We start from the raw sequence: 488 nt of genomic DNA on the forward strand, positions 1-488 counted from the left end.
GGGCTACCGCGAAGCCGCTGAGTAGCGCCCCGCTTCTTCTTTCGGTCGCTCCGCCGCCGGGTTCGCCCGGCGGCGGTTTCGTTTCCAGCCCACCTATGGAGGACATCATGTCCGCGCATACGATATTTGAATCCGCGCCGATCGGCGCCATCGTCGCCTGGTCCGACGGCACGCCGCAGCCGCCGGAACGGCATTCCAAAAAGCTCGCCGCCTGGAAGAACAGCAACAGCCAGGGGCGGCTCGTCCGCAAACAGGGTGGTCGTGACGCCGGCACGCTTGGCTCCAACGGAAGCTTCACTCTGCACGAGGCCGATTTCGGCGCCGGCGGCGTCATCGCCATCCGCGTCCACCGGACCTTCTCGCTCGGCTCCAGCCTTCGCTTCATCATCGTCGAGCGCCCTCCGGTTGGCTCCGTGCGCGTGTTCGACCGTGCTGGTGACCATGCCGAGCTGGTCCACCTCGCTCCCCATCGCGCCGCCGCCCAACAC

Annotated in this window: 1 protein-coding gene; it reads left to right on the forward strand. The window is 67.4% G+C overall.

The features are described 5' to 3' along the window. Positions 1-107 precede the first annotated feature (107 nt). The coding region (locus EOA85_RS36910) for a hypothetical protein (protein ID WP_127212845.1) at positions 108-488 on the forward strand (381 nt) is incomplete at its 3' end.

This window comes from Mesorhizobium sp. M5C.F.Ca.IN.020.29.1.1, from assembly GCF_003997375.1.
Classification (GTDB): domain Bacteria; phylum Pseudomonadota; class Alphaproteobacteria; order Rhizobiales; family Rhizobiaceae; genus Mesorhizobium; species Mesorhizobium wenxiniae.